The following is a 24,198-nucleotide window of genomic DNA, read 5'->3' as shown; positions in this document are numbered from 1 at the left end:
ACTTTTGCTGGTTGAAAATATTGGATTTATGGAAGATGTTTACATTGTAATGCTTGTAGCCCTTTTGGCGCTTGCGATTACAGATTTGGTGGTAGGAGTTAGTAATGATGCCATCAACTTTTTGAATTCTGCTATTGGGTCTAAGGCGGTATCAATGCGAACCATCTTAATTGTAGCTAGTATTGGTGTAGCCATTGGGGCGATCTTTTCCAGTGGTTTGATGGAGGTAGCTCGTAAAGGGATATTTCTTCCGCAGCAATTTTATTTTGAAGAGATCATGATCATATTTATGGCGGTAATGATCACAGATGTATTATTGCTCGATTTCTTCAACTCCATAGGTCTGCCCACCTCAACAACCGTTTCTATCGTTTTTGAACTTCTTGGTGCAGCGGTTAGTATAGCCGTAATTAAGATTTACAAAGGGGATGGAGATCTAGGCTTATTAACAAATTACATAAATACCAGTAAAGCAACCGAGATCATTATAGGTATTTTGATGGCAGTGGTCATCGCTTTTATTATAGGTTTGCTGGTGCAATATATTTCCAGACTAATTTTTTCCTTTCAGTTCGAAAAGAAGATGAAGTATGTAGGAGCTGTTTTTGGAGGTGCTTCTTTAACAGCTATTCTTTACTTTATTCTAATAAAAGGACTTAAAAGTGTGCCTTATCTTTCTGAAGATACTCTTACTTATATCAACGAAAATACGCTCATCATTATGCTGATTGGTTTCGTATTCTTCTCGATCGTGAGTCAGTTGCTTATGAGTATTTTTAAATTGAATATTCTTAGAGTGATCATCGTTATAGGGACATTTGCTTTGGCATTAGCTTTTGCCGGTAACGACCTTGTTAACTTTATTGGAGTACCTATTGCAGCATGGCAATCTTATAATTTATGGGAAGCAGCCTACCAATCTTCAGGAACTTTACCGTCTGAACTATTAATGAGTGGTTTAAGCGGAAGCGTCCCTACTCCAGAGTTTCTTTTAATTATTGCCGGTGGTGTAATGGTTGTGACTCTTTGGTTTAGTAGTAAAGCAAAATCTGTCGTAGAAACAGGGGTGAACCTGGCAAGACAGGGTGACGGGGTAGAGCGTTTTGAACCAAACTGGTTGTCTAGAAGTATCGTAAGATACTCTGTAATGTTTAGTGGTGCTGTTTCTACTGTTGTACCTAAAGCTGTAAAAAATAAGATCGATAAGAAATTCGAGAAGCCAGAGAATAATTCACGTACTAAAAGAATAGATGCTCCGGCTTTTGATATGGTAAGAGCTTCTGTAAACCTTGTGGTAGCAAGTATTTTGATTTCTATTGGTACTAACTTAAAATTACCTTTATCGACCACCTATGTAACTTTTATGGTGGCAATGGGTTCTTCTTTGGCAGATAGGGCATGGGATCGTGAAAGTGCGGTTTATCGTGTAGCGGGAGTTTTAAACGTTATTGGTGGTTGGTTTGTAACTGCTTTGGTAGCCTTTACAGCAGCGGCTCTATTTGCTTCAATAATATATTACGGCGGAACAATTGCGCTTGTGATCTTGATCATTTTAGCTGTTGTTTTAGTGGTGAGAAGCGGAATTATTCATTCCAGAAAATCTAAAGAAGAGAAGAAAAATAAGCGTTATAATCGTACAGATATCATTACGATAAACGAAATTACTACTGAAACTTCAGAAAATATTTCTAGTGTAATCCACGGTATAAACCGAATGTACACTAAAACGGTAGACAATCTTGGTTATCATGATCTAGGTAAGCTGAAGAAAAATAATAAGGCAATTGGTAAGCTTGAAGAAGAAGTAGATGAATTAAAAGGTAATATCTTCTATTTTATCAAATCTTTAGATGATGACTCTGTTGAAGCGAGTAAGTTCTATATTTTGATTCTGGATTACCTACAGGATATGACGCAGTCTATCGCCTTTATTACTCGTAATAGTTACAATCACGTACATAATAATCATAAGAACCTAAAGTTTAATCAGATTCGTGACCTTAAGAAAGTTGATGAAAGAATGCAGGTCCTTTTCGATGATATTGAGCATGCATTTAATAATCATGAATTTGCGAAGATCGATCAGATCTTAAAGGATAAGCAGGAGTTGCTTGATTATGTTTCAGATCTTATTCAGAAACAAATTAATCGTATTAGAACTTCAGAAACTAGTCCGCGTAACACGAAACTTTACTTTGGTCTATTATTAGAAACGAGGGACCTTATAACCTCTACAATGAGTTTGCTTCAGTTGTTTCAAGAATTTTACCGTGAAGCAAAAAGTACGTTCTAAGGAAATAAATATTGGGTATAAAAAAACCGCTTCGATCGAAGCGGTTTTTTTGTTTTTATATTCAGTAACAGTTATCCGTTTACTGCTTCAACGTAATCTACTTTTCCTTTCAGCATATCGCGAAGCATGGTTTCGATACCACTTTTCAAGGTCATTGTAGAAGATGGGCAACCGCTACAGGCACCTTGTAGAATCACTTTTACTGTTCTGCTTTCTTCGTTGTAAGAATCAAATAAAATGTTTCCACCATCACTGGCCACAGCCGGTTTAATATATTCCTCTAGAATAGCTACAACCTGCTGCGAAGTATCGTCAAGCTCATCAAGGTTAATTTGTGGTTTAGGGGCGCTTTTTGGGGTTTCAGATCCATTTTCCTGCCCGGCAGTTCCCGTTACAGCATCGTTATTTAAAACTGAATTTCCTTCCTGTAAGAAATTACGAATAAATTCGCGCAGTTCCATAGTGATCTCTTCCCATTGAGCCACATCATATTTATTTACACTAACGTAGTTTTCGTCAATAAAAACCTCTTTTACAAAAGGGAAGTGAAATAATTTTTCAGCTAAAGGAGATTCTTTAGCATCATCGATATTTTTAAACTCTGCCGCATGAAGTACAAGCTTTCTGTTAGAAACAAATTTCATCACCTTTGGGTTGGGTGTGCTTTCCGCATAAACAGTTACAGGGATGTTTTTCTGTTGGTCATCGGTTTTAATAACAACTCCGCCTTTATTCAAATAATTTTCAATTTGTTCGGCAACTTCATTTTCTACTTCTGGCCATTCTACGATATCGTATTTTTCAATAGCAATAAAATTCTGAGAAATGTAAACCGTTTTTACGAACGGAAGGTAAAAAAGTTGTTGGGCAATAGGAGATTTAGCAGCCTCGTCGATGTTTTTGAACTCAAAATTCTCATGTTTGGTTAAGAATTTATTAGCTTCAAATTTAACAATTCCGGCTTGCGTAGTATGTTGTATATTAATGGTGTAATTTTCCATTTCCTAAAATTTTCGGCAAAAATACTAAAGAAAAGTTAGCTTATGTATATATTTACCCGACTTATATTAAATAGTATTTGACAATTTGATAAAATTTTACTCTGATCTTATGTGCCTCGATCGTTTTAGACGAATCCTGATCTTGTTGATTTTTGGCTCTCTTTTTTTATTTCCTGCTAAAAAGCTGGAAGCACAGGAGGTGATACCAACATATTCAGATTACCTGATGGATAATTTGTATTTGCTTTACCCATCAATGGCTGGTGCATCAAACTATAATCAAATTCGACTTACGGCCAGGCAGCAATGGTTTGACGTAGATAATGCGCCCAACTTACAAACTTTAAGCGTAAATGGTAGATTAGGTGATAAAATTGGTTTGGGATCTATCTTTTTCAGGGATGAAAATGGATATTTTTCCAAATTAGGAGCTTACGGAACTTTTGCCTACCACCTAATGTTTTCTAGGGATAATGTGAATCTTAATCAGTTATCTTTTGGGATTAGTGGAGGGATTATTCAGCACCGTTTAGATCAATCTCAATTTACGGTATTTGATCCGCTTTTAGGGAATAGTGATACGGCAACAGATATTTTTGCTAATATGGATGTAGGAATGTCCTATTATTATATGGATTTTTATGCCCATGTTGCTGTGAAGAATATTATTTCTGTAGAAAGAGATCTTTTCTATTCTGATGCGGTACCTAGTAATCAAAGAAAATACCTCGCTTCTGCGGGTTATGTTTTCGATTTTTATCGGAATGATTGGGGGCTAGAACCTTCTTTTCTTTTTCAGCTTCGAGAACTGAACTCACAGGCAACTATCGATGCTAATATAAAAGCTTACAAAGATTTTGATATTGGCCAGGGATGGATTGGTTTATCTTACCGGCAAGCTTTTGACGGAATGGAATACACGCGAACAGGGGAAGAAATTCAACGTCAAAATTTAAGATACATAACGCCGTTTCTGGGATTAGAATATAAGCGATTTATCTTTGGATATACATTTAGTTACCAGATGAACACGATGGTACTAAGTAATAATGGTTTTCATCAGCTTACCTTGGGCTATAATTTTGGTGAAAGCAGGCAGCGTTATGATTGCCATTGTCCCGCGATCAATTAAAAATCTAATTGCTCAACCTGAAATTCGTTCTTTTCAGGATTAATTATTTTGTTGAGTACTGAAGGATTGTAATTGGTGTAGAAAAAACAGGTTCCTTTTTGGCTAAAATCGATATTTAGAAGATTCTTTTTTTCTAAAATTGATTTGGTTTGCCTTGCTACCGCTTCTCCAGAGTCAATAATACTTAGATCTGGGCTAAATTTTTCTTTTAACTTCGGAATCAAATAGGGATAATGGCTGCAACCTAAAACCAGATAATCGATAGGATTTTTTTTGAACGGAAGAAGAAGCCTATCTAATAAGCTATCCATTTCTTCAGAATTGATCTTGCCATCTTCTATAAGTTCTACAAGACCGTTTCCTTCAACTTCAACAACATTTAATCCCTGAGTGTATAATTCAGAAGTTTTAGTGAATAAACTGCTGCTAAGTGTTCCTTTAGTAGCGAGTATTCCTATGGTTTTAGTTTTAGAATTTAATGCAGCGGGTTTTATGGCAGGCTCTATACCAATAAATGGTACATCGAATTCCTTTCTTAATTCATCGATCGCGTTCGTGGTAGCTGTATTGCAGGCAACAACAATGATCTTTGCACCAAGCTCTAATAATTTAATCGTGTTTTTTCGGCTAAGTTCTATGATCTCTTGTTTGCTTCGAACGCCATAAGGAGCATTAATACTATCGGCAAGATAAATAGTGTCTTCAAAAGGTAGAAGCTCATGGATCTCTCGCCATATTGAAGTGCCTCCAATACCAGAATCAAATATGCCTATTTTCTGTTTTGCCATAGGTATCAAAAATAAAAACTGCGCAGATATCTACGCAGTTTTTATGATAATTTGTTGATCTAATTTTTAGATTAGATTCCTAATTTAGTTTTTACGTCTGGCATAAGATCGTAACCATCTGCCATGATCACACCAGCACCAGTAGTAGAATCTAATACATAATCGTATCCTTTAGCTCTTGCTACATCTTGGATGGCATTACGAGCTTTCTCTAAAATTGGTCTAACAAGATCTTGTTGTTTCTTTTGAAGATCCTGAGAAGCCTTTTGGCTACGCTCCTGGATTCTTCTTTGAGCACTTTGTAGCTCCATAGAACGCTTTTGGTTCTCTTCTTCAGTTACAGTTTCTGCTTCTGCTTCGTAACGTTGTAGGGTCTTTTGAGCTTCATTCATCATATCCTTGATCTCAGCATCGTAAGTGTTTCTCAACTTATCAAGCTGAGTCATTGCATCTTTATAAGCAGGCATAGATTCTATAAGCTCTTGTGTTGCAATATGTGCAACTTTAGAGTCCTGAGCGTTTACAAAAGTCGTAGCTCCCAGGGTTAATGCTAAGGCTATAAAAAATGTTCTTAATTGTTTCATTTTAATTATTATTAAGTGTTAAAGTAATTATTTGTTAATTAATTGTATCCTTCTTCTGTTGCGCGGCTTCTCTGGCAGCTTTAATACTGTCTGTTCTTGCCTGGCGTTCTTTCAATATTTGTTCTCTTCTGGCTTCAAAAGCTGCTTTTTTTGCAGCTCTAACAGAATCTCGCTCTCTTCTTCGCTGTTCGATATAAAGCTCTCTTTCTGTTTTTGCATTTTCAGAAGCCTGTGCTCTTGCCTGAACAACTGAATCCTGAGCTACTGTTCTGTTTTCAGCTTGTTCTAACTCGATACGATCTTTACGTGTTTCTATTTGTTCACGATTAGCTGCTCTGGTAATGATCCTTAGTACCTGATCGCTCATATCATAATTGGACTTGGCATAAATCATACCAATTTCTGAAGTGCGATCAAAAATAAAGTCAAAATTTCTCCTGTCAGCTATCTCCTGAACAGCGGTAAATACTTGATCCTGTATAGGTTTTATAAGCTGTTTCTTCTGAAGAATAAAATCTCCTCCAGGCCCAAATCTTTTTTGTTGATACTCGGTCAATTGCTCTTGTAAATATTGAATATCCTCTTCTCTTTCTTCTAAAAGTTCTTTAGTTAATAAAGCTCTTTCATTTTCAAGTTGCGTTTGGATTTCTGAAATTTCTCGTCTTTTTGCATCGATTTCATTTTTCCAATCCTGTACGCGATTATCTAGTTGTGATGAAGCTTCTTGGTATTCTGGTATGTTTTCTAAAATATAGTCCATATCAATATAGCCAATATTAAGACCACGCTGGGCAAAAGTTGCCAGGGGTAAAAGTATTGCTATTATGATAAGACTTGTTTTTTTCATACGCTCGAATATAGAAAATATCATGCCATTTTAAAATTGTTGGCCAATGATAAAGTGAGTTTCCCAACCGTTTGCTTCAGACTGTCCTGGGATAGGGTCAAATCCGTAACCAAAGTCGATACCTAATAATCCAAATGCAGGCATAAAGATTCTAAGACCAGCACCAGCAGAGCGGTTTAATTGGAAAGGGTTAAAATCTCTAAAGTTGTCGTAAGACGCACCACCTTCTAAGAATGTTAATGCATATATCGAAGCAGAAGGTTTTAAAGTAATAGGGAAACGAAGCTCTAAAGAGTACTTATTATAAATAGTAGCTCCATCTTCCTCTGAAGCCTGACTTAAAGATGTTCTGTCTAACGGAATTAAAGACTGGTTAGGATAACCTCTTAATCGAATAGTTTCACGACCATCAAGACTGTATGACCCTAAACCATCACCTCCAAGGTAGAAACGCTCAAAAGGAGGAACACCACGATCCTGGTTGTAAGCTCCTAAGAAACCATACTCGACATTCGTTCTTAGAACAAGGTTTTTATTTTCCCCAAAGTTGGCAAGAGTGGTATACCAATCTCCTTTAAATTTCACTTTGTAAAATTCTAGCCACTTATATTTTTCCTGGTCAATTTTAGATTGATCTCCCACAGCATTAGCAGGAGTTACTCTGTTTCCACTATTGTCGATAAGATTTCCGTTATCATCTTCTAACTGAAATTCTCTTTGATTTTGAAGATCATTATAATCTACACCATTCCAAAGAGAGTAAGGAGGAGTGAATTTAGCCGTGATGCTAAAAATAGATCCTCCAACAGGGAAAATCGGGTTATATCTGGTGTTATCTCTAGTAATACCTAAGGTGTAAGTAAGGTTGTTTGAGAAACCATCACCATAGGTAAATAGTCCTGTATTATAATTATTAAGATCGTAACGTTGGAATCCTACGGAGTGAGATACTTGCAAATATGGATCTGGTTCTGTAAGACGTTTACCAAAACCAACGCTTACTCCAAGGATGTCAAAACTACGGTCTCTGTCTGCTTCTCTCGATCTGTAATCGTATAAGAATTGTCTCGTATAAGAGAACGATGTTGAAAGCTGTACCGGTTTTCTGCCGCCTAACCATGGTTCTACGAAAGAAAGGCTATAGGTCTGGTAGAATGTACTGGCTTGTGCTCTTAGAGATAGACTTTGTCCGTCTCCCATTGGTACTGGTTTGTAAGCTTCTTTATCAAAGATTCCTGCTATAGAGAAGTTGTTAAAAGAAAGCCCTAGTGTACCAATAAAGCCACCACCACCGTAACCACCTTGTAGTTCGATCTGGCTGGCACCTGCTTCAACCACATTATATTCTAATGATAATGTTCCTGTTTGGGGATCTGGATCGATAAATTCTGGACTCAACTGCTCTGCATCAAAAAATCCTAGTGAACCTAATTCTCGTACCGTAGAAACCACATCCTGCTGATTGTATTTTTGTCCTGGTTTAGTTAACAGGTTTCTATAAATTACGTGGTCTTTTGTTTTGTTGTTACCTACAACTCTAATTTCATCAAAATAAGCTTCTTTACCTTCTGTAATACGAAGTTCGAAATCGATCGTGTCGTTGTAAACATTAGTTTCAACTAAATTGAAGCTAGAGAATAGATATCCGTTATTTCTGTAAATAGTTGAAATGTTAGTAGCGTTAGGATCTTCTGCATCTTCAATTCTTTCGTTCATAAGAACACCGTTATACGTGTCTCCTTTTTTTATTCCTAAAGCTCGGTGTAAAAATTCATCGGTGTAAACTGTATTACCAACAAAATCGATATTACCAATGTAGTATTTATCTCCTTCTTCAACATTGATATTTAAGGCGATGTTATTTTCATCTACTTTGATAAGGCTGTCTGAGATGATACGCGCATCTCTGAATCCATTTTCTTTAAGCTTATTTACCAGATTTTCCTTGTCTTTTTGATAGTCTTCCTGATTAAATTTAGAGCGTTTCCAAAAACGATAGAATCGCTTTTCTTTGGTGTTTTTCATCGCTCTTTGAAGCTTAGCATCAGAGATCTGTTCGTTACCAATAATATCGATATCCTTGATCTTTACTTTGTCTCCAGTATCGATATTTACAACCATATTTACCTGGTTGTTGTTGGTAGTGTCTTGAACTTCAATAGTATTAATAGCTACTTTAGCATTAAAGTATCCATCTTTTTTAAACTTGTTCTCTATGTAGTTTTTGGTGTTTGTGATAAGGTTTTCAGTAACATTAACACCAGCTCTAAGTTTATTTTCTTCGATAAGTTCTTCCTGCTCTCTCTTTTTCTTTATCCCCTGAATACGAACTTCAGCAAGTTTTGGAATGTCGGTAATTACAAGTTCAAGGTCTGCAACGCCATCTTCAACATTAGTGATGTAGAATTCAATATCACTAAACATATCCAGATCCCAAAGTTTTTTGATCACATTACTTAGACGCTGTCCCGGGATATAAAGTTCGTCTCCAGATTTAAGTCGGGTAAATGAAACCACGGTGCTTTCGTTATATCTTGTAGAACCGGTAACTTTAATTTCACCTAAAGTGTATTTCTTACCATTTCCTATTGGGAGATCCTGCGCATTGGCAGCGATACTAAGCGTAAAACAAATTATTACGAATGCTAATATCCTTTTCGTCATAAATGCACTAACTAAGTTGCTCACTTGTTTTTCCAAATCTTCGTTCTCTGTTTTGATAATTGTAAATGGCTTCATAAAGATTTTCTTTTCTAAAGTCTGGCCATAAAATATTTGTAAAATACAACTCGGCGTAAGCCATTTGCCATAGCAAAAAGTTGCTAATTCTTTGTTCGCCACTTGTTCTTATCATCAAGTCGACATCTGGAATATCTTTAGTATATAAACTTTTAGATATCAAAGAATCATTTATTTCATCTGGTTGTAACGTTCCATCCTTTACTTTATTGGCTAAAACTCTAAAAGCAGAGGTCATTTCTTCTCTGGATCCATAGCTTAATGCCAAAATCAAAGTCATTTTAGCGTTATCTTTTGTTTTATCGATAACATCTAAAAGTTCTCTTTTTGCTTTTTTAGGTAGGTTTTCAATATTACCTATGGCGGTTAGTCTGATGTTGTTTTTCTGAAGTGTTTTAATTTCTTTTTTAAGAGAAGAAACTAAGATCTTCATTAACGCATCAACCTCTAGTTTGGGGCGATTCCAATTTTCAGTGGAAAAAGCATATAGTGTTAAAAATTTTATTCCAATCTCAGCGCTGCCTTCAACAACATCTCTTACAGATTTAACACCTTCATTATGGCCAACGGCTCTTAAAAAGCCTTGCTTTTTTGCCCAACGACCATTACCGTCCATTATAACGGCAATATGCGAAGGTAATTTTGTTAAGTTGAGATTTTCTTTAAAATTCATTTTCTAAAAGCTCGAATAACATGGTTTTCTACCAAATGTTACGGTGAATGTTATTCCGGTAAATACATACCAGTCGTTAGTGTTTTGATTACCAAAGGTGATTATAGGATCTTGTGAATCCAGTAATTCTTCAGGATTACTTCCATCGAGATTATCGGTAAAGGTATATCTGGCGCCAATTTCCAACGCACCAACTAAATGTTGGCTAAGAGTGGTTTTGTAGCCTACCACCATAGGAATTGCAAATTCCCAGTTGGTACCTTCGTTTACTAAAGGTCCACCTCGTGAACCATCTAAAATTACATGATCTGCACTAAAATATGTGACACCAGTGTAAAGATATGGAGCACTTTGCGGAGTTCCCTTGTGAAGGTCGAAATCCCAGAAGTTAAATTCTAAACCCAAAGAAGCTTCAGTAATCGTATTGCTAAAGGAATAACCTCTTTGCTGTCTACGCGTATCATTGCTTTCTGCATCATCAGCTTCAATATTCCCCATAATTAAAGAGAACCTGAAGGAATGACGCGGACTGCGATTCCATTTTAGGATTCCGCCTGCTGCAAGACCACTGGGATTCACGTAGAAAGAATTTCCTACGTCACCAATATAATTTGCGCCACCTAAAAAGGCACCGACCTCATACGTCTGAGATTGCAAATTAATTGAAGTGATCGACATTAAAACAAAAGCTATTAGATACCGCATAGGTTCTTAAAAGTTTGCAAATATAACAATTATGTTTGCTCTGCAATAATTTGAGCTCATTAGTATTACATTAACAGTATTTGCAAAAAAATATTGTCTAGTTACGTTTATCTTCTCCCCATAGCAGTTTTTTTCGTAGGGTTTGAAGAAAGCTATTGTCATTAAGCTCTACCAGGTTAATCGTGTAGGGCGCTTTTTGAATAATAATTTCGGTGTCGTTCTTTAAACTGGCAAGTCTGGAATCCATAGATAAAAGATGGGAATCTTCTCTACCGCTAACTTTTAAAGTGATCTTGGTGTCATCTTTTATAATCAAAGGTCTCGCGTTTAAATTGTGCGGAGCAATTGGTGTGATTACGATAGAATCTGCATCTGGAGTAATAACAGGGCCGCCACAACTTAGTGAGTAACCGGTAGATCCTGTTGGTGTGGCAATAATTAATCCATCGGCCCAATAAGAAGTAAGATACTGGTCATTTAGCCAGGTGTCTACCGTGATCATCGAGGTGGTGTTTTTTCGGCTTACTGCAATTTCGTTAAGTGCCACATTATCGAAAATTTCATCATCGAACCTTGGTTTAGTTTCGATCTTTAGAACTGCTCTTCTTGAAATATGAAAGTCTTTTCTTAGGATCGTATGTATGGTGTCTCCTATTTGTTCTTTTTGGATCGTAGATAAAAAGCCTAACCTTCCGGTATTTATCCCAACAATAGGGATGTCTAGATTTTTAATGTAATTGATGGATTTTAATATCGTACCATCGCCACCAATAGTGAAAAATAGATCATATGAAGCATCCAAAACATCAAAAGTTTTATAATCGCTATATTCTCCAGTAACACTTTTATTCTTATTGATAAGATCTAAAAAGTTACGTTCGATAACAACATCTACCTTTTCTTCCTGTAAAAGTTCCAGAAGCTGATTTATATAAGTGCCGGCGTTTTCATGATAAAACTGACCGTAAATGCCTATTTTCATCTATACTTAAATTTACTCGATATTTGAGATATAATTCTTCAGTCGTCTACATTCGTATTGAATTCCGAATTAATAATAATATCTATCAAGTGTCCTTAAACAGGACGTTTTTATTGGCATCACCAAAGGGTATGATACCCCCGATGCTTGCCTCGAAATTAAAAATTTATTTCCAACGAATGCCTTGTGAGCTTGCCCAGCGGTACTTTGCTAAATATTAAGGTATTTATCTAAATACTTAGATCGATCACGAAGGTTTTTATTAAAAGCATCTTCCTGATGTTGTGAAATGATATTGTAACCGTATCTTCTTAAAGATTGTATTACTTCATTAAGACCAGTTGGGTTTATTTTTATAGTGATCTGTGCAAGATCATTTTCGATCTTAGAAACAAATAGTCCCAAAACATGAACATTGCTGGATTCTACGATCTGGCTAATTTCACTTAACGAGTAATCTTTAAAGCCTTTTTCAACAACAATAATATTACCGGTTTCATTTAAAAATGGAGTTTCATTAAAGATCCCCATAATCTCATTCAATTCCACATAGCCTAAATACTCATTTTCGCCATCCAGAACGGGTAAAATATTAGAATTGTTTTGTGCGAAAGATTCTAAAATATCAAGCCAGTAATCGGTATCCCTAACAAAGAAACCTTCTAGGGCATACTGATAATCTTCGATCGATTTTTCAGCATCAAAACATCGAATATCATTTTCAGAAATGCATCCCATATAAATACCATTATTCTCTACCGGTAAGTGAGAGTAGGTAAGTTGATTAAAATCATTCTGTAAATCACCGATCTTGTCTGAAAAATGACGAATGGCAACATCATTTAAACCGTATTCTTCCATATTCATAATCCTCGCGTCGTTTAACGCAAATTAATTAAAATAATATTCATTAAGCCATCCTCAACTTTGTATTTTTGTTAAAACAGAAAGTTTTAGGATAAGCTTTAGAAGTTATAGTGAAGATCTCATTTATTATTGTAGAAGATCCTAAGTATTTATATCAAATTTGAAACCAAAGCCTTACGGCAAAGCTAATATTATGACGAAGTTAAGCGTAAATATCAATAAGATCGCAACGCTAAGAAATGCAAGAGGTGGCAACATTCCTAATGTTGTAAATTGTGCTTTAGATATCGAAAAATTCGGTGCAGAAGGTATTACCGTGCATCCACGTCCAGATGAAAGACACATAAGATATCAGGATGCCAGAGAGTTGAAACCAGTTTTGAAAACCGAGTTTAATATTGAAGGAAATCCGGTAGTAAAATTCGTTAATCTCGTGTTAGAAGTGAAACCGGCGCAGGTAACCCTGGTGCCAGATGCAGTAGATGCTATTACTAGTAACGCAGGTTGGGATACCGTTAAAAATAAAGAGTTTTTAGTTGAAGTAATTTCTGAATTTAAAAAACACGGCATCAGAACATCGATTTTCGTAGATCCAGATAAAAAAATGATCGAAGGCGCTGCTGAAACCGGTACAGATCGTATCGAATTATATACTGAAAGTTTTGCTGAACAATTTGCTGCCGGAGACAAAGAAAATGCAGTTAAACCTTATGCTGAATGCGCTAAGCTTGCCCATAAATTAGGTTTAGGGATCAACGCCGGGCACGATCTGTCTTTAGATAATATCGAATTCTTTAAAAATCAGGTGCCATTTGTAGACGAAGTTTCTATAGGGCACGCTTTAATCGCTGAAGCACTTTATTTAGGTCTTGAAGAAACGATCGCCAGATATTTACAGAAATTACAATAAGTCGAAATTGGTCGTTTTTAGCTTAATATTTTAAAAAATTGCAATGAAGTTACATACCAATATTATAGGAGAAGGGAAACCTTTTATCATTTTACATGGATTTTTAGGAATGGGTGACAATTGGAAAACATTAGGAAAGATGTTTTCTGAAAAAGGATACGAAGTTCATCTCGTAGATCAGCGAAACCATGGTAAAAGTCCGCATAGTGACGATTTTACTTACGAAGTATTGGCAGAAGACTTAAAAGAATATATCGAGGAGCATAATTTGGATGAAGTTGTGCTTATGGGACACTCTATGGGTGGTAAAACGGCCATGCTTTTTGCGACAACTTATCCAGATCTTTTAGAAAAGCTGATAATCGTAGATATTGCACCTAAATATTACAGGCCGCATCATCAGGATATTCTGGCAGGACTAAGTTTACTGGAAGAATCTGATGTTTCTTCAAGGCAGGAGGCTGCTAAAATAATTTCTGAATATGTTCCCGATAAACCAACTCAACTTTTCCTTCTTAAAAACCTAGATCGCGAAAGTAAAGATAGGTACGTCTTAAAAGTTAATCTGAAGATATTTAAAGAAAAAATAGATAATATCGGTAAGGCATTAGGCGATGGTAAAACATATGAGGGAGAAACGCTTTTTATAAAAGGAGAAAACTCAAACTACATCAAGTTACCTGAAGATGAGCAGTTACTACGTACTCATTTTCCAGAAACTAAAATTGAAGTAATTAGCAATGCAGGCCATTGGGTACATGCCGAGAATCAAAAGGATTTCTATGATGCTGTAATTCGATTTCTTTAAAAATCACCCCTAAATATTATGCATACATAATATTTTTACCTATTTTGTTGCAATATTTGTATTTTACATTATTTTTGAGGCGTTTTATACAAATTGTGAAACAAACTTAATTCTACTTAAATTATGAAGAAACTTTTATTCCTAACCCTTTTTGGGTTGGCGGCTGCAATGACTTATGCCGGGGGATACAGAGTAGGGCTTCAGGGACAGCGTAGGCTGGCTATGGGGCATACTGGTGTGGCTGTAGTTGATAATGCAGAGTTAGCATTTTTTAACCCTGCTGGGTTAGTGTATTTAGAAGATCGTATAAATGTATCTTTTGGGGCAAGTGCGGTATTCTCAGACGTGGTGTGGCAAAATGACGAATTTGGGCAAATGGCAAGAACAGACAGCCCGGTAGGAACGCCTTTTTATGCCTATGTTTCTTATAAAGCTTCAGATTGGCTAACTTTAGGTCTTGCGGCGTATACGCCTTACGGTAGTTCTGTAGAGTGGCCAACAGATTGGTCTGGTTCTCATCTTGTGAATAATATAGATCTTCAGGCGATCTATATTCAGGCATTGGCTTCTGTAAAAATTTCAGATAAACTTAGTGTAGGTGGTGGTCCTATTTATGTAAATGGAGCCGTAAACTTCAATAGAAATTTAAACAGAACTCTTAGCGATATCGATGGAAATAGAGCAAACGTAACTGTAGACGCTTCAGGAGTGCATGCCTGGGGATGGTCTTTAGGAGCCATGTTCAATCCTACAGATAAACTTAGAATAGGAGCAAACTATCGTTCAGAAATTATTGTTGAAGCAGAAGAAGGAGATGCTGATTTTAGTAATATTCCGGCTTCACCATTAACTCCATTTAATGATACTCGTTTTGACGCTTCTTTGCCTTTACCAGCAGAACTTTCTGTAGGGGCTTCTTATGAGATTTCAGATAAATGGTTAGTAGCTTTTGATTATAACCGTGCCTTTTGGGATGTATATCAATCTTTAGATATCGATTTTCAAGATCCGGCAGTTCCAGATTCAGAAAATCCAAGAAATTATAAAGACGCTAATACGTATAGATTTGGTGCGCAGTATATCGCAAACGAAATGTTTACCTTAAGAGCAGGTTATTATTTCGACGAATCTCCTGTACAATCTGGTTATTTTGCTCCAGAAACACCACGAAATGATGCGCATGGCTTTACTGCGGGTCTTTCAGTAAATATAACAGAGAAACTAGCGATCGATGCTTCATTCTTATATAATAGATTCGAAGAAATTAACGAATCTTACGAGTATTATATGGAGAATGGGCAGAATGTACCATTTGAAGGGGATTATAAAACAGTAGCTTTTGTGCCAGGTCTTGGTGTGACATTTAAAATTTAAACTTACAAGAAATGATGAAAAACTATAGATTTTTAGCAATAGGCTTGTTGGCTTTGGGAATAGTTTCTTGTGAGCCAGATTTAGATAATCCAATAGATGAAGCAGGAGGTGTGTATAGTAATGGTGGAGCCGATTTTACCAATTACGTAGCTTTAGGAAATTCGTTAACAGCAGGATATGCAGATAATGCACTTTATATTACGGGGCAAACAAATTCGTATCCTAATATTTTAGCAGGACAGTTTGCTTTAACGCAGGAAACAAACGAATTTACCATTCCTTATATGAATGATAATGCCGGCGGTCTTTTAGCTGGCGGTCAGCAAATCACAAGTAATAGATTGGTGTTGGCAACAGATAGCCAGGGAAATAATAGTCCGTCGGTTTATGCAGGGATGGCACCAACCACAGATATTACAAATGTCTTAGAAGGACCTTTTAGCAATATGGGAGTTCCTGGAGCTAAATCTTATCACTTAGGAGTAGAGGGTTATGGTAATTTAGCAGGTGTTCAATCGGGCATGGCGAATCCATATTTTGTAAGATTTGCCTCTTCTCCTCAAACTAGTGTAATGGCCGATGCTTTAGCGCAAGATCCTACATTTTTCTCTTTATGGATTGGGAATAACGATGTTTTAGGTTATGCGACTTCTGGAGGTGTTGGTGTAAACCAGGCAGAAAATCTAAATCCTGCTACTTATGGCTCTAACGATATTACAGATCCGCAGGTTTTCGCTCAGGTATATTCACAAATGGTGCAGGCCTTAACAGCTAACGGAGCAGGCGGAGTTTTGATTAATATTCCAGATGTAACTTCAATAGCATTTTTCAATACAGTGCCTAATAATGCATTGGTTTTGGATGCGCAAACCGCTGGGAATCTAACCGCATATTTTAGTGCTGTTTCCCAGGTTTTTGCCGGTGGATTAATGGCGCAGGGAGTTCCGCAGGAACAAGCTGTAGCCTTGGCTTCTCAATACGCTATAACATTTAACGAAGGTCCAAATAGATTTATAATCGATGTACCGGTGAGTGAAACCAATCCGCTTGGATTTAGACAGATGACAGAAGATGAATTAATTCAACTTCAGGTAGATCAATCAGCTTTGGCTAGTGGTTATGGTTCAGTTAATTTAACTGCTGAAGTTCAGCAGGTTTTAGGCTTACTTATGGCTGGAAGAACACCTACTCAGGAACAGGCTAACATCCTTTTTGGAGGTGTGAATGGTTTAGATGATGCAGATGTTTTAGATAGCACAGAAATTTCTGAAATTCAAACAGCTACTGCTTCTTTCAATCAAACTATATCTGCAGTTGCTAGCGCAAATGGTCTTGCAATGGTAGATGCAAATGCGTTATTAAATAGCGTTGCAGATGGAGGTTTATCTTTTGATGGTGGTACTGTTACTGCAACCTATGCAACAGGCGGTGCTTTTTCTTTAGACGGAGTGCATTTAACGCCAAGAGGTTATGCAATTGTTGCTAACGAGATTATCGATCAGATTAATGCAACTTATGGTGCAACTGTTCCTAAAGTGAATGTGGGGCAATACGGTACAATTACGCTGAGTAATGAGGTGCAGTAATGATAAACTTATATTAAAATAAGGAAAGTCGGCAATTAGCCGACTTTTTTTTTCGCAATTTTGAACTATCAATCAAACCTTTAAAGAAATGAGACTTTTATTAAAACTTCTATTATCTGCCCTTGTTGTGGTGGTTTTAGCCAAATTATTGCCAGGTGTAGCAGTAGCTAGTTATTTTACGGCATTTATTGTGGCGATAGTTTTAGCGATACTTAACCTTATCGTTAAACCAATATTAGTGATCCTAACCTTGCCGGTAACTATTGTAACCCTAGGCTTATTTTTACTTATCATAAATGCTATAATTATCTTTTTAGCAGATGGTTTTGTAGGAGGCTTTAGTGTAGATGGCTGGTTTATGGCGATAATATTTAGTTTACTTTTTTCATTATTTCAGTCGATATTATATTCTCTTCTTGATAAGGATTAGAAGCTTGCTGAAATTCAATAATTTGAAACTTTGCAGGCTAGTGAAAAAAGCTTAATTTTGCACACCAATTTTTTATAATAAGTCAAGATGAATATTACCAGAGAGAATATTGATGAATTGAATGCGGTAGTTAAAGTAGATATCGCAAAAGACGACTATGCTCCTAAAGTAGAGAAGATCCTTAAGGATTACCGTAAAAATGCCAATGTTCCTGGCTTTAGAAAAGGTCACGTTCCTATGGGGATGGTGAAAAAACAATACGGGCAGGCTGTATTGGTAGATGAGGTAAATAAATTACTACAGGAAAACCTTAATAAATATCTTACTGAAGAAAAATTAGACGTTCTAGGAAATCCTATTCCTAAAGAGCAGGAAAATTTTGACTGGAATGAAGATAACTACACTTTTGAATTTGAAGTTGGTCTTGCTCCAGAATTTGAGGTAAGTCTTGATTTAGAAAAGCCTGTAACAAAATATAATATCGTTGCTGATGATACAATGATCGACAGACAGATCGAGAATATCCAAAAGCAGTACGGTAAATTAATTTCTAAAGACGAGGTTGAAGAAGGAGATATCGTTGCCGGAACTTTCAAAAATGAAGAAGAAGGTATCGAAAATGAAACTTCGATCGAATTAGAAAAGATCAAGGGAAAAAGAAACCTTAATAAATTTGTAGGATCTAAAGTAGGAGATACGATCAAATTAAAGACTAAGAGTCTTTTTGAAGACGATCACGATTTGATCCAGCACTTAAAGATCGAACATGATAAAGCTCACGATCTTGATATCGAAGTAGAATTTACTATTTCAGAAATCAATAAAAGAGAGCTTGCAGATCTAGACCAGGAATTATTTGATAAGCTTTTTGGTGAAGGAAAAGTAAAAACTGTAACCGAGCTTAAAGAAAAGATCAAGGAAGATGCTGAAAAGCAATTCGTTCAGCAAAGCGATCAACAGTTAATGAATGATGTTACTGAAGCATTGATCGAGAAGACTGATTTTGATCTTCCAAAAGAGTTTCTTCAAAAATGGATTAGAACTGTTGGTGAAAAACCATTAACAGAAGAAGAAGCTGTTGAGGAATACGAGAATAGCGAAAAAGGACTTCGTTACCAGTTAATCGAAGGGAAGATCGTAAAAGACAACGATATCCAGGTAGATTTCGAAGCGCTCAAAGCATTCGCTAAAGATAAAATTAAAGAGCAAATGGCTCAATTTGGACAAATGGATCCTTCAGATAAAGAATTAGACGACATCGCTGCGCGAATCATGTCTAATCAAGATGAGGTGAAGCGTCTTTCTGAGCAATTAGTTAACGAAAAATTGTTAAACTTCTATAAAGACAATATGAAATTTGACGAAAAGGAAGTTACTTACGATGAGTTTGTGAAAGAAATTTATGAGTAAAAAAACTGCTGGTAGTTCAGTAGAATAATTTGCTTTTGGCTAAGGCCTTCAAATAAACAAATCTCGATTATCGAGTAAGCCTTTTTTATAATTTATACCTATCTTTAAGGCGTTAACCATAACGGTATAACGCCTTTTTTGGCTTTATAGATTACTTTGTAATTAAAAAGAAAAATTGATGGACTACGGAAAAGAATTCGAAAAGTACGCAACCAAACACCACGGAATAAATAGTAATTATTACGATAAAATAGTAAGCAGCATGACGCCTGTTGGGATGACTCCTAACATTATTGAAGAGCGCCAGATGAATGCTGTGGCAATGGATGTATTTTCTAGATTAATGATGGATAGAATTATCTTTATGGGTACTGGCATCAACGATCAGGTAGCAAATATTATCCAGGCGCAATTATTATTTTTAGAGAGTACAGATTCTTCAAAAGATATTCAAATTTATATAAACTCTCCTGGTGGTAGTGTTTATGCTGGTTTAGGTATATATGATACTATGCAATTTATTAAGCCAGATGTTGCAACGATCTGTACAGGTATGGCAGCTTCTATGGGAGCCGTATTACTTTGCGCAGGGGAAAAAGGAAAAAGAAGTGGTTTGCCACATTCTCGAGTGATGATTCACCAGCCACTTGGTGGAGCTCAGGGACAGGCAAGTGATATCGAGATCACTGCCAGAGAGATCATAACTTTAAAAGAAGAATTGTACAATATCATTTCTAAACATTCTGGGCAGTCTTACGATAAAGTTTACGAAGACAGTGATCGTGATTACTGGATGAAAGCTGATAGAGCTAAGGAATACGGAATGATAGACGAGATTCTTACCAGAGAGGAGTAAGATCGAGATTAGACAGAATTAGAAGAGATTTTCAGGATGCTATATTCTGAATTTGAACAGGAAATATAACAAGATGGCGAAAGAGGAATTAGAATGCTCCTTCTGCGGAAGAAAAAAACCTGAAACCAATTTATTGATCGCAGGTTTAGATGCTCACATTTGTGATCGATGCATCGAGCAGGCGCATGGTATTGTGCTTGAAGAATCGAAGCAGGGAGAAGCAAACGAATTATCTTCAGAATTAATGCTAAGTAAGCCTAAATCTATTAAGGCATTCTTAGATGAATATATTATCGGGCAGGAAGCAACTAAAAAAGTAATGTCTGTTGCTGTTTATAACCACTACAAACGTTTATTACAACCAGAGAGCGATGATGATATCGAGATCCAGAAAAGTAATATCGTGATGGTTGGTGAAACAGGTACCGGTAAAACCTTAATGGCAAAAACTATCGCGAAAATGCTTAATGTGCCTTTAGCGATCGTTGATGCAACGGTGTTAACTGAAGCTGGTTATGTTGGTGAAGATGTAGAAGGAATTCTTACACGTTTACTTCAGGCAGCAGATTATAATGTAGATAAAGCTCAACGCGGAATTGTGTTTATCGACGAGATCGATAAGATCGCTCGTAAAAGTGATAATCCTTCGATCACCAGAGATGTATCTGGAGAAGGTGTTCAGCAGGCATTATTAAAACTTCTTGAAGGAACCACGGTAAATGTTCCGCCAAAAGGAGGAAGAAAGCATCCAGATCAAAAATTTATCGAGGTAGATACTGAAAATATTCTGTTTATCGCCGGTGGAGCTTTTGATGGAATCGAAAAAAATATCAGCAAGCGTTTAAATATGCAGGCGGTAGGATTCAGTGCTTCGAAGAGTGATGATAATATCGAAAGAACCAATCTTTTAAAGTATATCATTCCTAAAGATTTGAAGGATTTTGGACTTATTCCTGAAATTATTGGTCGTTTACCGGCATTAACTTATATGAATCCGCTAGATCAGCAAACGCTTCGTTCTATTTTAACCGAGCCTAAAAATGCGATTATCAAGCAGTATACAAAACTGTTTGAAATGGATGAGATCGAATTTAGCGTTACAGATGAGGCTTTAGATTATATCGTAGAAAAAGCGGTAGAATATAAGCTTGGTGCACGTGGTTTACGTTCACTTTGTGAAGCGATCTTAACCGATGCAATGTTCGATCTTCCTGAAAGTGATGTGAGAGAATTTACACTTACTCGCGAGTATGCTGAAGAAAAACTAAATAAATCTACTATGAATGCGCTAAAAGCAGCTTCGTAGAAAAGATAATAATTGTTTTAAAGTTAAAAGGCCTCGCAGATATTGTGAGGCTTTTTTATTGCTAAGATTCGATAATTTCTAATACGTTTTCTTTCTTAAAATTTAGGGTACTTTATTTTTTAATTTTTTGAAAGCTTTAGCATAGCGCTATAATCTTCTGTTAATCATTTGAAGTCGGTTTTATTAATTGGTAATTTCAAAGAGATAGACCACTCTATTACCAACTAATAAATCTCAAAGCATGGCAGAGGATAAAGCAGCAACAGCCGAAATTGAAAATCAGGAATGGCTGGATTCCCTTAAATGGGTTTTGCAAAATGAGTCGAAAGAACGAGTAGAAGAAATACTAAAATTACTACGAGCAGAAGCTCAAAGACACGGTGTAAAATCAAACTTACCTTTAACTACACCATATATTAATACCATAAGTCCCGGGGATGAAGAAAAATATCCAGGGGATATCGAAATCGAAGAAAAAATATTAGCCTACATCCGTTGGAATGCAATGGCAATGGTTGTGCGGGCAAACAATAACAGCAAAGGAATTGGCGGGCATATTTCCACCTATTCTTCTATTGCTCATTTATGGGAAGTTGGTTTTAATCACTTCTTTAAAATGGATCGAAGTGCCGGTTCAGATCTGGTATATTTTCAGGGACACGCTTCACCGGGAGTTTATTCCAGGGCTTTTTTAGAAGGAAGACTTACAGAAGAGCATTTAGAAAACTTCCGTAGAGAAGTAAAATCAGATAAAGGCTTAACCTCATATCCGCATCCGCATTTAATGCCAGAATTCTGGAATTTCCCAACCGTTTCTATGGGCTTGGGGCCAATAAGTGCAATTTACCAGGCGCGTTTTAATAAATACCTCGAAAAACGGGGAATCATAGAAAAAGACGATCAACAGATTTGGGCGTATTTAGGAGACGGAGAAATGGACGAGCCAGAAGCGCGTGGTGCTATTAGTGTAGCAGCGCGAGATCAATTAGATAATTTGACTTTTGTGGTCGATTGTAATTTGCAACGCTTAGATGGTCCTGTTCGAGGTAGCGGAAAGATCATTCAGGAATTAGAAGGATTGTTTCAGGGAGCAGGTTGGAATGTGATCAAACTGATCTGGGGAAAAGACTGGGACCCAATTTTCGAAAAAGATACTCAAGGAAAACTGGTGAGCTTGCTTAACGAATTACCCGATGGGCAACTTCAAAAATATGCATTTTCTGAAGGAGATTTTATTCGTGAAGATCTCTTCGGAAAAGATAAAAACCTGGCTAAAATCGTCAAAAACCTATCGGACGATGAGTTAAAACGCCTGAAGCGGGGAGGGCACGATCATCAAAAGATCTATAACGCTTACAAACAGGCAACCGAGCATAAAGGCCAGCCTACAATTATCCTGGCACAAACCATAAAAGGTTACGGGCAGGGTAAAGCCGGTGAAGCCAGTAATGTTTCCCATAAAACAAAAAGTTTTAAAGAAGAAGAATTGAAAGCTTTTAGAGACTTTTTTAGTTTGCCGGTTTCAGATAAAGAATTAAAAGATATTCCGTTTTTAAAACCCAAAAAAGATAGCGAAGAACTTAAATATCTGCACGAAAGAAGAGAAAAATTAGGTGGATTTCTTCCGCAGCGGAAAGATAAAAGTGAAGTGATTAAGGAGCCTGATAAAAAAGTATTCAAAAGCTTTTTAGAAGGTTCGGGCGATGACGAAGCCGCTACCACAATGGTGATGATCCAAACTTTAAGTCGGTTATTCAAAGATGAAGAATTAGGGAAATATATAGTTCCTATTATTCCAGATGAAAGCCGAACCTTTGGAATGGAATCTTTATTCAGACAGGTTGGAATTTATGCGCCAGGCGGTCAATTATACGAGCCGGTAGATAAAGAAAGTCTGTTGTTCTATAAAGAATCTGAAGACGGTGCGATTATGGAAGAAGGAATTACAGAGGCTGGTTGTATGGCCGAGTTTATTGCAGCGGGTACTGCTTATTTGAATCAGGGAAAACCAATGATCCCGTTTTACTTTTTCTATTCGATGTTTGGTTTCCAACGAACAGGAGATCTAATGTGGGCAGCAGCAGACGCCGGAGCTAAAGGATTTCTTGTAGGTGGAATTTCAGGAAGAACCAGTCTGCCGGGAGAGGGTTTACAGCACCAGGATGGGAATAGTCATTTATATGCCTTAGCATTTCCAACGCTAAAGGCTTACGATCCTGCATTTGCTTACGAGCTTGCGACCATCGTAAAAGCTGGGATCAAAGAAATGTATATCGATAAAGAGCATTATTTCTATTATATCACATTAGGAAATGCAACTTACAAAATGCCTAAAATGCCAAAAGATAGCGAAGAAGGTATTTTAAAAGGAATGTATAAATTCCAAAAAACCAGAAAACGCAAAACCGATAAAAAAGCGCATCTTTTTGGTAGCGGCTCTATTATGGCTGAGGTGTTAGAAGCAGCTGAAATCTTAGAAAAAGAATACGATGTTGCGGTTGATATTTGGAGTATTACCAGTTATAAATCACTATACGATGACGCTATAGATACAGAGCGTAACAATCGATTAAAAACTCAGCTAAATAAAGATAAAAATTATATTCAGGAATGTCTTGAGGATGAAAAAGGAGTTTTTGTAGCTGCTTCAGATTATGTAAAAGCATTGCCAGAATCGATCGCAAAATGGTTTCCTGCAAATCTTGCTGTTTTGGGAACCGATGGTTTTGGCCGTAGTGATGCGAGACCAGAACTACGCGATTTTTTTGAAGTAAACGCAGCTCATATTGTTTTTGCTACGCTTTACGAATTGGCAAATGATGGAAAAATTAAAGCGAAGCAGCTTAAAGAAGCGGCAAAAAAGTTTGATATCGACGCCAAGAAACCAAATCCAAGAACATCCTAACC

General features: G+C 36.7%; 20 protein-coding genes. 11 read left to right on the top strand and 9 right to left on the bottom strand.

What is annotated here, in order from left to right:
- The first annotated feature begins 28 nt into the window (after positions 1-28).
- A complete protein-coding gene (locus tag INR75_RS01740; protein ID WP_092540545.1) occupies positions 29-2,293 on the top strand; it encodes an inorganic phosphate transporter in 2,265 nt (754 codons plus the stop codon).
- 71 nt (positions 2,294-2,364) lie between these two features.
- Here INR75_RS01740 and INR75_RS01735 read toward each other — a convergent pair whose 3' ends face one another.
- Positions 2,365-3,294, bottom strand: a complete 930-nt coding sequence (locus tag INR75_RS01735) for a NifU family protein (protein ID WP_223090507.1) — start codon at positions 3,292-3,294, stop codon at positions 2,365-2,367.
- Positions 3,295-3,382: 88 nt separating this feature from the next.
- On the opposite strand from INR75_RS01735, the gene INR75_RS01730 reads away from it, so the two are divergent.
- Positions 3,383-4,426, top strand: coding sequence for a type IX secretion system membrane protein PorP/SprF (locus INR75_RS01730; RefSeq protein ID WP_370629900.1), 1,044 nt, complete (start codon positions 3,383-3,385; stop codon positions 4,424-4,426).
- Here INR75_RS01730 and murI read toward each other — a convergent pair.
- The 8 genes from murI to INR75_RS01690 form a co-directional block, all read right to left on the bottom strand.
- Entirely contained in the window at positions 4,423-5,214 is a 792-nt protein-coding gene (gene murI / locus INR75_RS01725) for a glutamate racemase (protein WP_223090506.1), read from the bottom strand. The genes INR75_RS01730 and murI overlap by 4 nt on opposite strands.
- A 71-nt stretch (positions 5,215-5,285) precedes the next feature.
- The gene (locus INR75_RS01720) at positions 5,286-5,798 is read right to left on the bottom strand and encodes an OmpH family outer membrane protein (RefSeq protein ID WP_223090505.1); all 513 of its coding nucleotides are present in this window, start codon (positions 5,796-5,798) and stop codon (positions 5,286-5,288) included.
- A 34-nt stretch (positions 5,799-5,832) separates the two neighbouring features.
- On the bottom strand, positions 5,833-6,645 hold the full coding sequence (locus tag INR75_RS01715) for an OmpH family outer membrane protein (protein WP_223090504.1): 813 nt from the start codon (positions 6,643-6,645) through the stop codon (positions 5,833-5,835).
- A gap of 30 nt (positions 6,646-6,675) precedes the next feature.
- On the bottom strand, positions 6,676-9,384 hold the full coding sequence (bamA, locus tag INR75_RS01710; protein WP_223090503.1) for an outer membrane protein assembly factor BamA: 2,709 nt from the start codon (positions 9,382-9,384) through the stop codon (positions 6,676-6,678).
- Positions 9,317-10,057, bottom strand: a complete 741-nt coding sequence (locus tag INR75_RS01705) for an isoprenyl transferase (protein ID WP_223090502.1) — start codon at positions 10,055-10,057, stop codon at positions 9,317-9,319. The genes bamA and INR75_RS01705 overlap by 68 nt, the downstream gene beginning before the upstream one ends.
- 3 nt (positions 10,058-10,060) lie before the next feature.
- Positions 10,061-10,762, bottom strand: a complete 702-nt coding sequence (locus INR75_RS01700; protein ID WP_223090501.1) for a DUF6089 family protein — start codon at positions 10,760-10,762, stop codon at positions 10,061-10,063.
- Between the two features lie 97 nt (positions 10,763-10,859).
- Positions 10,860-11,744, bottom strand: a complete 885-nt coding sequence (locus INR75_RS01695) for an NAD kinase (protein WP_223090500.1) — start codon at positions 11,742-11,744, stop codon at positions 10,860-10,862.
- A 210-nt stretch (positions 11,745-11,954) separates the two neighbouring features.
- Positions 11,955-12,611: an acetoin utilization protein acuB gene (locus INR75_RS01690; RefSeq protein WP_223090499.1), complete on the bottom strand. Its 657-nt coding sequence runs from the start codon at positions 12,609-12,611 to the stop codon at positions 11,955-11,957.
- Between the two features lie 193 nt (positions 12,612-12,804).
- On the opposite strand from INR75_RS01690, the gene INR75_RS01685 reads away from it, so the two are divergent.
- From INR75_RS01685 to aceE, 9 genes are all read left to right on the top strand, one after another.
- Positions 12,805-13,521 (top strand): pyridoxine 5'-phosphate synthase, encoded by a 717-nt coding sequence (locus INR75_RS01685; RefSeq protein ID WP_223090498.1) that lies wholly within the window; start codon positions 12,805-12,807, stop codon positions 13,519-13,521.
- 43 nt (positions 13,522-13,564) lie between these two features.
- A complete protein-coding gene (locus INR75_RS01680) occupies positions 13,565-14,329 on the top strand; it encodes an alpha/beta fold hydrolase (RefSeq protein WP_223090497.1) in 765 nt (254 codons plus the stop codon).
- Between the two features lie 123 nt (positions 14,330-14,452).
- Positions 14,453-15,703, top strand: coding sequence for an OmpP1/FadL family transporter (locus INR75_RS01675; protein WP_092539416.1), 1,251 nt, complete (start codon positions 14,453-14,455; stop codon positions 15,701-15,703).
- A 14-nt stretch (positions 15,704-15,717) separates the two neighbouring features.
- Complete coding sequence (locus INR75_RS01670) at positions 15,718-17,289, top strand: G-D-S-L family lipolytic protein (RefSeq protein WP_223091828.1); 1,572 nt, start codon at positions 15,718-15,720, stop codon at positions 17,287-17,289.
- Between the two features lie 88 nt (positions 17,290-17,377).
- Positions 17,378-17,719 carry a phage holin family protein gene (locus INR75_RS01665; protein ID WP_092539414.1) on the top strand — a complete coding sequence of 114 codons (342 nt, stop codon included), beginning with the start codon at positions 17,378-17,380 and terminating at the stop codon, positions 17,717-17,719.
- A gap of 87 nt (positions 17,720-17,806) precedes the next feature.
- On the top strand, positions 17,807-19,129 hold the full coding sequence (tig, locus tag INR75_RS01660; protein WP_223090496.1) for a trigger factor: 1,323 nt from the start codon (positions 17,807-17,809) through the stop codon (positions 19,127-19,129).
- 178 nt (positions 19,130-19,307) lie between these two features.
- Positions 19,308-19,985 (top strand): ATP-dependent Clp endopeptidase proteolytic subunit ClpP, encoded by a 678-nt coding sequence (gene clpP / locus INR75_RS01655; RefSeq protein WP_223090495.1) that lies wholly within the window; start codon positions 19,308-19,310, stop codon positions 19,983-19,985.
- 73 nt (positions 19,986-20,058) lie between these two features.
- Positions 20,059-21,291: an ATP-dependent Clp protease ATP-binding subunit ClpX gene (gene clpX / locus INR75_RS01650; protein ID WP_092539411.1), complete on the top strand. Its 1,233-nt coding sequence runs from the start codon at positions 20,059-20,061 to the stop codon at positions 21,289-21,291.
- A 241-nt stretch (positions 21,292-21,532) separates the two neighbouring features.
- Entirely contained in the window at positions 21,533-24,196 is a 2,664-nt protein-coding gene (gene aceE, locus INR75_RS01645; protein ID WP_223090494.1) for a pyruvate dehydrogenase (acetyl-transferring), homodimeric type, read from the top strand.
- Positions 24,197-24,198 lie beyond the last annotated feature (2 nt).

Source organism: Zunongwangia sp. SCSIO 43204, assembly GCF_019904275.1.
Classification (GTDB): Bacteria; Bacteroidota; Bacteroidia; order Flavobacteriales; family Flavobacteriaceae; genus Zunongwangia; species Zunongwangia mangrovi.
Note: the sequence above shows the minus strand (reverse complement) of the source record. Positions and strands in the feature narration are given on the sequence as shown.